The 9,021-nt window shown below is 63.2% G+C and carries 10 protein-coding genes; all 10 read left to right on the plus strand.

What is annotated here, in order from left to right; genetic code table 11:
* The first annotated feature begins 317 nt into the window (after positions 1 to 317).
* The 10 genes from mnmG to atpA all read left to right on the plus strand — a co-directional run bounded on the left by mnmG (position 318) and on the right by atpA (position 8,999).
* The gene (mnmG, locus tag P3W75_RS17620; RefSeq protein WP_276228602.1) at positions 318 to 2,210 is read left to right on the plus strand and encodes a tRNA uridine-5-carboxymethylaminomethyl(34) synthesis enzyme MnmG; all 1,893 of its coding nucleotides are present in this window, start codon (positions 318 to 320) and stop codon (positions 2,208 to 2,210) included.
* On the plus strand, positions 2,210 to 2,884 hold the full coding sequence (gene rsmG, locus P3W75_RS17625; protein WP_276228603.1) for a 16S rRNA (guanine(527)-N(7))-methyltransferase RsmG: 675 nt from the start codon (positions 2,210 to 2,212) through the stop codon (positions 2,882 to 2,884). The genes mnmG and rsmG overlap by 1 nt, the downstream gene beginning before the upstream one ends.
* A complete protein-coding gene (locus P3W75_RS17630) occupies positions 2,877 to 3,665 on the plus strand; it encodes a ParA family protein (RefSeq protein WP_276228604.1) in 789 nt (262 codons plus the stop codon). Before rsmG ends, P3W75_RS17630 begins: the two co-directional genes overlap by 8 nt.
* A 17-nt stretch (positions 3,666 to 3,682) precedes the next feature.
* Positions 3,683 to 4,555, plus strand: a complete 873-nt coding sequence (locus P3W75_RS17635; protein WP_276228605.1) for a ParB/RepB/Spo0J family partition protein — start codon at positions 3,683 to 3,685, stop codon at positions 4,553 to 4,555.
* Between the two features lie 149 nt (positions 4,556 to 4,704).
* Entirely contained in the window at positions 4,705 to 5,112 is a 408-nt protein-coding gene (locus P3W75_RS17640; RefSeq protein ID WP_276228606.1) for a F0F1 ATP synthase subunit I, read from the plus strand.
* 16 nt (positions 5,113 to 5,128) lie between these two features.
* Complete coding sequence (gene atpB, locus P3W75_RS17645) at positions 5,129 to 5,998, plus strand: F0F1 ATP synthase subunit A (RefSeq protein WP_276228607.1); 870 nt, start codon at positions 5,129 to 5,131, stop codon at positions 5,996 to 5,998.
* 109 nt (positions 5,999 to 6,107) lie between these two features.
* Entirely contained in the window at positions 6,108 to 6,365 is a 258-nt protein-coding gene (gene atpE, locus P3W75_RS17650) for a F0F1 ATP synthase subunit C (protein ID WP_043256731.1), read from the plus strand.
* Positions 6,366 to 6,417: 52 nt separating this feature from the next.
* The gene (locus P3W75_RS17655) at positions 6,418 to 6,888 is read left to right on the plus strand and encodes a F0F1 ATP synthase subunit B (protein ID WP_276228608.1); all 471 of its coding nucleotides are present in this window, start codon (positions 6,418 to 6,420) and stop codon (positions 6,886 to 6,888) included.
* A gap of 11 nt (positions 6,889 to 6,899) precedes the next feature.
* Complete coding sequence (locus P3W75_RS17660; protein WP_276228609.1) at positions 6,900 to 7,436, plus strand: F0F1 ATP synthase subunit delta; 537 nt, start codon at positions 6,900 to 6,902, stop codon at positions 7,434 to 7,436.
* 18 nt (positions 7,437 to 7,454) lie between these two features.
* Entirely contained in the window at positions 7,455 to 8,999 is a 1,545-nt protein-coding gene (atpA, locus tag P3W75_RS17665; RefSeq protein WP_276228610.1) for a F0F1 ATP synthase subunit alpha, read from the plus strand.
* Positions 9,000 to 9,021: the final 22 nt, after the last annotated feature.

Below are 9,021 nucleotides of genomic sequence, written 5' to 3' on the forward strand. Positions count from 1 at the left end.
TTCCATGCACAGGCCTTCAACCGGGAACCCCCTGGAAAACGACACCTTCAGCACAGCTTTATCCTTCTCTGAAACGTGCGCGATAGAAGGGCTGTAAAGGTTTATCCACAAAACTTGTCCACACTAAACATAATCACTGGTTCTAAAAAGATTTAAGAAATTCCCTTTTCTTTTTTCTGTTGAAGACATTTTCCTCCTGAATGACCGGACCCACCGATTGGCTACTTTTCATACAGGTCCCTTCAATCGAGCCGGTTAAGTCCCTATACTGTGCGGCTCTCTTTTTCTTTCCCTGATCGACAGGCACGAGGTGCGTGGTGGATTTCCCTTCCCGTTTTGACGTGATAGTGATCGGCGGTGGCCATGCCGGCACGGAGGCCGCGCTGGCGGCCGCACGCATGGGCGTGAAGACCCTGCTGCTCACCCACAATGTGGAAACCCTGGGCCAGATGAGCTGCAACCCGGCCATCGGCGGTATCGGCAAGAGCCACCTGGTCAAGGAGATCGACGCCCTGGGCGGCGCCATGGCGCACGCCACCGACAAGGGCGGCATCCAGTTCCGCGTGCTCAACAGCCGCAAGGGCCCGGCCGTGCGCGCTACCCGCGCCCAGGCCGACCGCGTGCTGTACAAGGCGGCCGTGCGCGAGATCCTGGAAAACCAGGCCAACCTGTGGATATTCCAGCAGGCCTGCGACGACCTGATCGTCGAACAGGACCAGGTGCGCGGCGTGGTGACCCAGATGGGTCTGAAATTCCATGCCGAACAGGTGGTACTCACCGCAGGCACCTTCCTCGGCGGACTTATCCACATCGGTCTGCAGAACTACTCCGGCGGCCGTGCTGGTGATCCGCCGGCGATCGCCCTGGCCAAGCGCCTGCGCGAGCTGCCGCTGCGCGTCGGTCGCCTGAAGACCGGCACGCCACCGCGCATCGACGGCCGCAGCGTGGACTTCTCGGTGATGACCGAGCAGCCCGGCGACACCCCGATCCCGGTGATGTCCTTCCTCGGTTCGAAGGAAGAGCACCCGGCCCAGGTCAGTTGCTGGATCACCCACACCAACGCCCGCACCCACGAGATCATCGCCAGCAACCTCGACCGCTCGCCGATGTACTCCGGGGTCATCGAGGGCGTCGGCCCGCGCTACTGCCCGTCGATCGAAGACAAGATCCATCGCTTCGCGGACAAGGACAGCCACCAGGTCTTCCTCGAGCCGGAAGGCCTGACCACCCACGAGCTGTACCCCAACGGCATTTCCACCTCGCTGCCGTTCGACGTGCAGCTGGAGATCGTCCGTTCGATCCGCGGCATGGAGAACGCGCACATCGTTCGCCCCGGCTACGCCATCGAGTACGACTACTTCGACCCGCGCGACCTGAAGTACAGCCTGGAAACCAAGGTCATCGGCGGCCTGTTCTTCGCCGGCCAGATCAACGGCACCACCGGCTACGAAGAAGCCGGCGCCCAGGGCCTGCTCGCCGGCGCCAACGCCGCGCTGCGCGCCCAGGGCCGCGAGGCCTGGTGCCCGCGCCGCGACGAGGCGTACATCGGCGTGCTGGTCGACGACCTGATCACCCTCGGCACCCAGGAGCCGTACCGCATGTTCACCTCGCGCGCCGAATACCGGCTGATCCTGCGCGAGGACAACGCCGACCTGCGCCTGACCGAGAAGGGCCGCGAGCTGGGCCTGGTCGATGACCGCCGCTGGGCCGCGTTCGAGGCCAAGCGCGAAGGCATCGCCCAGGAAGAACAGCGCCTGAAGAGCACCTGGGTACGCCCGAACACCCCGCAGGGCGACGCCATCGCCGCGCGCTTCGGCACGCCGCTGGCCCATGAGTACAACCTGCTGAACCTGCTGGCCCGCCCGGAAATCGACTACGCCAGCCTGGCCGAAGTGACCGGCGCCGGCGCCGAGGACCCGCAGGTCGCCGAGCAGGTGGAGATCCGCACCAAGTACGCCGGCTACATCGACCGCCAGCAGGAAGAGATCGCCCGCCTGCGCGCCAGCGAGGACACCCGCCTGCCTGTGGATATCGACTACGCGTCGATCTCCGGGCTGTCCAAGGAAATCCAGAACAAGCTCGGCCAGGCCCGCCCGGAAACCCTCGGCCAGGCCGGGCGGATTCCCGGCGTCACCCCGGCGGCGATTTCCCTGCTGCTGATCCACCTGAAGAAACGCACTTCGAGCCGCCAGCTGGAGCAAAGCGCCTGATGTCCCTGGTTACCCAAGCCCACGCCGACGAACTCGTGCGTGGCGCCGCGGCGCTCGGCGTCGAACTCGACGAGAGCCGCAAGCAAGGCCTGCTGGCCTACCTCGCCCTGCTGGCGAAATGGAACAAGGCGTACAACCTCACCGCAGTACGCGACATGGACGAGATGGTCTCGCGCCACCTGCTCGACAGCCTGAGCATCGTCCCGCGCTTCATCGAGGCCGGCGGCGAACGCTGGCTCGACGTCGGCAGCGGCGGCGGCATGCCCGGCATCCCGCTGGCCATCCTGTTCCCGGACAAGCGCCTGACGCTGCTCGACAGCAACGGCAAGAAGACCCGCTTCCTCACCCAGGTGAAGCTGGAGCTGAAACTGCACAACCTGGAAGTTATCCACAGCCGGGTCGAGGCCTACCAGCCCGAACAGGCATTCAACGGCATCGTCTCCCGGGCGTTCAGCAGCCTGGAGGACTTCAGCAACTGGACCCGCCACCTCGGCGACGGCGAAACCCGCTGGCTGGCGATGAAAGGCGTGCACCCGGTCGAAGAGCTGGCGGCACTCCCGGAAGATTTCCGGGTCGAAGCCGAGCACGTGCTCAGCGTGCCGGGTTGCCAAGGCCAGCGGCATCTGCTGATACTGCGCCGGAGCATGACGGGGACGGGGGAAAACCATGGCTAAGGTATTCGCGATCGCCAACCAGAAGGGCGGGGTCGGCAAGACCACCACCTGCATCAACCTCGCCGCCTCGCTGGTCGCCACCAAGCGCCGCGTGCTGCTCATCGACCTCGATCCACAGGGCAACGCCACCACCGGCAGCGGTGTGGATAAGTTGGCCCTGGAGCACTCCATCTACGACGTCCTCACCGGCGAGTGCGACCTGGCCCAGGCCATGCAGTTCTCCGAGCACGGCGGCTACCAGATCCTCCCGGCCAACCGCGACCTGACCGCCGCGGAAGTGGTGCTGCTGGAGATGGACATGAAGGAGCACCGCCTGCGCCAGGCGCTGGCCCCGGTGCGCGAGAACTACGACTACATCCTCATCGACTGCCCGCCGTCGCTGTCGATGCTCACGGTCAACGCGCTGTCCGCCGCCGACGGCGTGATCATCCCCATGCAGTGCGAGTACTACGCGCTGGAAGGTTTGACCGACCTGATGAACAGCATCCAGCGGATCGCCGAGCGGCTGAACCCGACGCTGAACATCGAGGGCCTGCTGCGCACCATGTACGACCCGCGCATCAGCCTGACCAACGACGTCAGCGCGCAGTTGCAGGAACACTTCGGCGACAAGCTCTACACCACCGTGATCCCGCGCAACGTGCGCCTGGCCGAGGCGCCCAGCTTCGGCATGCCGGCGCTGGTCTACGACAAGCAATCCCGCGGTGCCATGGCCTACCTGGCGCTGGCCGGCGAGCTGGCGCGCCGCCAGCGCGCCCCCCGCAAAGCCGCCACCGCATGAAGAACTAAGGAACCCGCATGGCCGTGAAGAAACGAGGGCTCGGACGCGGGCTGGACGCCCTGCTCAGCGGCTCCAGCGCCGCCACCCTGCAGGAAGAAGCCGTGCAGGTGGACAGCAAGGAGCTGCAGCACCTGCCGCTGGACCTGATCCAGCGCGGCAAGTACCAGCCGCGCCGCGACATGGACCCCCAGGCCCTGGAAGAGCTCGCGCTGTCCATCAAGGCCCAGGGCGTGATGCAGCCCATCGTGGTGCGCCCGATCGACAAGGGCCGCTACGAGATCATCGCCGGCGAACGCCGCTGGCGCGCCACCCAGCAGGCCGGCCTGGATACCATCCCGGCGCTGGTGCGCGAGGTGCCGGACGAAGCCGCCATCGCCATGGCGCTGATCGAGAACATCCAGCGCGAGGACCTCAACCCGATCGAGGAAGCCGCCGCGCTGCAACGCCTGCAGCAGGAATTCCAGCTGACCCAGCAACAGGTCGCCGATGCCGTGGGCAAGTCCCGCGTCACCGTGGCCAATCTGCTGCGCCTGATCGCCCTGCCCGAGGAGATCAAGACCCTGCTCTCCCACGGCGACCTGGAGATGGGCCACGCCCGCGCGCTGCTCGGTCTGCCCGAAGCGCGGCAGGTGGAAGGTGCGCGACATGTTGTCGCACGCGGGTTCACCGTGCGCCAAACCGAGGCACTGGTGCGCCAGTGGCTCAACGCCCCCGAGGAACCTGCCAAGGTGGTCAAGTCCGACCCGGACATCAGCCGCCTGGAACAGCGCCTGGCCGAGCGCCTGGGCGCTCCGGTGCAGATTCGCCACGGACAGAAGGGCAAGGGCCAACTGGTGATCCGCTACAACTCGCTGGACGAGTTGCAAGGGGTCCTCGCCCATATCCGCTGAGACCATCGTCTGTGTAGCGATAGTCGGAAATCACTACCCGGCTGTTGAACGGGTATGCCTGGCCCCCTATACTCTGCGCGCAATTTTGTCGGCACAAAGTATGCCAAGTTGTTGATTTGCCGAGCCGACACCAGAGGACTTTGAGACTGATGGAACCCCGCACGCCGAACCGCCTGCCCTTCCATCGCCAACCGGCAATGCGCCTGTTGCTCGTCCAGCTGGTGGTGGTTCTGCTGGGGGCCGCCGTCCTGTTCTTCACCCGGGGCGCGGTTGCCGGCTACTCTGGTCTGCTTGGCGGAGTGATTGCCTGGCTGCCGAATGTGTATTTCGCGTTCAAGGCGTTTCGCTATAGCGGAGCGCGCTCGGCCCAGTTGATCGTCCGTTCTTTCTACGCGGGCGAGGCCGGCAAGCTGATTTTGACGGCAGTGCTGTTCGCACTGGCGTTTGCAGGCGTGAAGCCGCTGGAGCCCCTGGCTCTGTTCGGCATCTACCTGCTGGCCCTGATGGTCAGCTGGTGCGCACCCCTGCTGATGGGACATTCATTTACAAGACCTTAGAGCGATTGAGGCAAACATGGCAGCAGAAAGCGCTTCGGGTTACATCCAGCACCACTTGCAGAACCTGACCTTCGGTCGTCTGCCGGAAGGTGGCTGGGGGTTGGCCCACACAGCCGAACAAGCCAAGGAAATGGGCTTCTGGGCATTCCACGTCGACACCCTGGGCTGGTCGGTATTCCTCGGCCTGGTGTTCATCCTGATCTTCCGCATGGCTGCCAAGAAGGCTACCAGCGGCGTCCCCGGCGGCCTGCAGAACTTCGTCGAAGTGATGGTCGAGTTCGTCGACGGCAGCGTGAAGGACACCTTCCACGGGCGTAACCCGCTCATCGCGCCGCTGGCGCTGACGGTGTTCGTCTGGATCTTCCTGATGAACCTGATCGACCTGGTACCGGTGGACTTCCTGCCGCTGGCCGCTCAGGCGGTGACCGGCAACGAGCACCTGTTCTTCCGCGCCGTGGCCACCACCGACCCGAACGCCACCTTCGGCATGTCGATCGCGGTGTTCGCCCTGATCATCTTCTACAGCATCAAGGTCAAGGGCATCGGCGGCTTCCTCGGCGAGCTGACCCTGCACCCGTTCCACAGCAGCAACATGCTGGTGCAGATTATCCTGATCCCGGTGAACTTCCTGCTGGAGTTCGTCACCCTGATCGCCAAGCCGGTTTCCCTGGCCCTGCGTCTGTTCGGCAACATGTACGCCGGCGAGCTGATCTTCATCCTCATCGCCGTCATGTTCGGCTCCGGCATTCTCTGGCTGGGCGGCATGGGCGTGGTGCTGAACTGGGCGTGGGCGGTGTTCCACATCCTGATCATCACCCTGCAGGCGTTCATCTTCATGATGCTGACCATCGTCTACCTGTCGATGGCGCACGAAGACAGCCACTGATCCACAGATTCTGTACGCCCTCTCCTTCACGGGAGGGGGTGAAAGAAGAGCTTCACCACCTTAACTTGCTTCACCTTTAACCAACACGACAAAAAAGTCGGGAGGAAAAATGGAAACTGTAGTTGGACTCACTGCTATCGCCGTTGCTCTGCTGATCGGTCTGGGCGCTCTGGGTACCGCCATCGGCTTCGGCCTGCTGGGCGGCAAATTCCTGGAAGGCGCTGCTCGCCAGCCGGAAATGGTTCCGATGCTGCAGGTGAAAATGTTCATCGTCGCCGGTCTGCTCGACGCCGTAACCATGATCGGTGTTGGTATCGCGCTGTTCTTCACCTTCGCTAACCCGTTCATTGCTCAGGTAGCCCACTAATTTCCGGTTCTCCGGAAATCCGTGACTGACAACGAACGAGCGAGGTGTTGGCGTGAACATTAATGCAACTCTGATCGGCCAGGCCATTGCGTTCGCCATCTTCGTCATCTTCTGCATGAAGTTCGTATGGCCGCCGGTTATCGCGGCCCTGCACGAGCGTCAGAAGAAGATTGCCGATGGTCTGGATGCAGCCAGCCGTGCTGCTCGTGACCTGGAACTGGCCCACGAGAAAGCGGGCCAGCAACTGCGCGAGGCCAAGTCTCAGGCAGCCGAAATCATCGAGCAGGCGAAGAAAAGCGCCAATCAGATCGTTGATGAAGCCCGTGAGCAGGCTCGCGCCGAAGGCGATCGCATGATCGCCCAGGCCAAGGCCCAGATCGAACAGGAACTGAACAGCGTCAAGGATGCCCTGCGTGCCCAAGTGGGTGCTCTGGCCGTATCCGGCGCCGAGAAGATCCTGGGTGCTTCGATCGATGCCAACGCGCAAAAGCAGCTGGTTGATCAACTGGCCGCCGAGATCTGAGCGAGGGCGATATGGCAGAACTGACCACGTTGGCTCGTCCTTACGCGAAGGCGGCTTTCGAGTACGCCCAGGCTCATCAGCAATTGGCCGATTGGTCCGCTGCTCTGGGTGTGCTGGCTGCAGTGTCGCTGGACGACACCGTGCGCCAGCTGCTCAAAGAGCCTCAGCTGACCGCAGCGGCTAAAGCTGAAGCCCTGATCGACGTTTGTGGCGACAAGCTCAATGCTCCGGCCCAGAACTTCGTCCGGACTGTGGCTGAAAACAAGCGGCTCGACCTGCTGCCGACCATCGCTGAGATGTTTGAGCAGCTGAAGGCAGAGCAGGAAAAGCTGGTCGAGGTCGAAGTCGTAAGCGCCTTCGCCCTGGACCAAGAACAGCAGGACAAACTCGCCAAGGCTCTCAGCGCCCGGCTCAGTCGCGAAGTGCGACTCCATGCGTCGGAAGACGCGAGCCTGATCGGCGGCGTGGTGATCCGCGCCGGTGACTTGGTAATCGATGGCTCGGTGCGCGGCAAAATCGCGAAACTGGCTGAAGCGTTGAAATCTTGAGTTTGAAGGGGCAGCGGCATGCAGCAACTCAATCCTTCCGAAATTAGTGAAATCATCAAGGGGCGTATCGAGAAACTCGATGTCGCCTCGCAAGCGCGCAACGAAGGCACCATCGTCTCCGTATCCGATGGCATCGTGCGCATCTTCGGTCTGGCCGACGTCATGTACGGCGAGATGATCGAATTCCCGGGCGGCGTCTACGGTATGGCGCTGAACCTGGAGCAAGACTCCGTCGGCGCTGTGGTTCTGGGTGAATACCAGGACCTCAAAGAAGGCATGAATGCCAAGTGCACCGGCCGCATCCTGGAAGTCCCGGTTGGTCCGGAACTGCTGGGCCGCGTAGTCGACGCCCTGGGCAACCCGATCGATGGCAAAGGCCCGATCGACGCCAAGCTGACCGACGCCGTCGAGAAAGTGGCGCCGGGCGTGATCTGGCGTAAGTCGGTAGACCAGCCGGTACAGACCGGCTACAAGTCGGTTGACGCCATGATCCCGGTAGGCCGTGGCCAGCGCGAGCTGATCATCGGCGACCGTCAGATCGGCAAGACCGCTCTGGCCATCGACGCCATCATCAACCAGAAGAACAGCGGCATCCGCTGTGTCTACGTTGCCATCGGTCAGAAGCAATCGACCATCGCCAACGTCGTGCGCAAGCTGGAAGAGAACGGCGCCCTGGCCAACACCATCGTGGTGGTTGCCAGCGCTTCCGAATCCGCCGCTCTGCAATACCTGGCTCCGTACTCCGGCTGCACCATGGGCGAGTTCTTCCGCGACCGCGGTGAAGACGCTCTGATCGTGTACGACGACCTGTCCAAGCAGGCCGTTGCCTACCGTCAGATCTCCCTGCTGCTGCGCCGTCCGCCGGGCCGCGAAGCCTACCCGGGCGACGTGTTCTATCTCCACAGCCGTCTGCTGGAGCGCGCTTCCCGCGTTTCCGAAGAGTACGTAGAGAAGTTCACCAACGGCGAAGTGAAAGGCAAGACCGGTTCCCTGACCGCCCTGCCGATCATCGAGACCCAGGCCGGCGACGTTTCCGCGTTCGTTCCGACCAACGTGATCTCGATCACCGACGGCCAGATCTTCCTGGAATCCGCCATGTTCAACTCGGGTATCCGTCCGGCCGTCAACGCCGGTATCTCGGTATCCCGTGTGGGTGGTGCGGCCCAGACCAAGATCATCAAGAAGCTCTCCGGTGGTATCCGTACCGCTCTGGCCCAGTACCGCGAGCTCGCGGCCTTCGCCCAGTTCGCTTCCGACCTGGACGACGCCACCCGCAAGCAGCTGGAACACGGTCAGCGCGTTACCGAGCTGATGAAGCAGAAGCAGTACGCGCCGATGTCCATCGCCGAGATGTCGCTGTCCCTGTATGCCGCCGAGCGTGGCTTCCTGCAGGACATCGAGATCGCCAAGGTGGGCGCCTTCGAACAGGCGTTGATCGCTTACTTCCAGCGTGAGCACGCCGCTCTGCTGGCGAAGATCAACGAGAAGGGTGACTTCAACGACGAAATCGATTCGGGCATCAAAGCCGGTATCGAGAAGTTCAAGGCCACCCAAACCTGGTAAGCCGCAGCGGGGGCCGGTAACG

Origin of the sequence: Pseudomonas citronellolis (assembly GCF_029335315.1) — a bacterium.
In the GTDB taxonomy this organism is placed as follows: Bacteria; Pseudomonadota; Gammaproteobacteria; order Pseudomonadales; family Pseudomonadaceae; genus Pseudomonas; species Pseudomonas citronellolis_A.

What these genes read in the sequence shown, in the direction of transcription:
- atpB (WP_276228607.1), top strand. Translation starts at nt 5,129, where the DNA reads ATGGCAGCAGAAAGCGCTTCGGGTTACATCCAGCACCACTTGCAGAAC.
- atpA (WP_276228610.1), top strand. Translation starts at nt 7,455, where the DNA reads ATGCAGCAACTCAATCCTTCCGAAATTAGTGAAATCATCAAGGGGCGT.
- P3W75_RS17640 (WP_276228606.1), top strand. Translation starts at nt 4,705, where the DNA reads ATGGAACCCCGCACGCCGAACCGCCTGCCCTTCCATCGCCAACCGGCA.
- rsmG (WP_276228603.1), top strand. Translation starts at nt 2,210, where the DNA reads ATGTCCCTGGTTACCCAAGCCCACGCCGACGAACTCGTGCGTGGCGCC.
- P3W75_RS17630 (WP_276228604.1), top strand. Translation starts at nt 2,877, where the DNA reads ATGGCTAAGGTATTCGCGATCGCCAACCAGAAGGGCGGGGTCGGCAAG.
- P3W75_RS17635 (WP_276228605.1), top strand. Translation starts at nt 3,683, where the DNA reads ATGGCCGTGAAGAAACGAGGGCTCGGACGCGGGCTGGACGCCCTGCTC.
- atpE (WP_043256731.1), top strand. Translation starts at nt 6,108, where the DNA reads ATGGAAACTGTAGTTGGACTCACTGCTATCGCCGTTGCTCTGCTGATC.
- P3W75_RS17660 (WP_276228609.1), top strand. Translation starts at nt 6,900, where the DNA reads ATGGCAGAACTGACCACGTTGGCTCGTCCTTACGCGAAGGCGGCTTTC.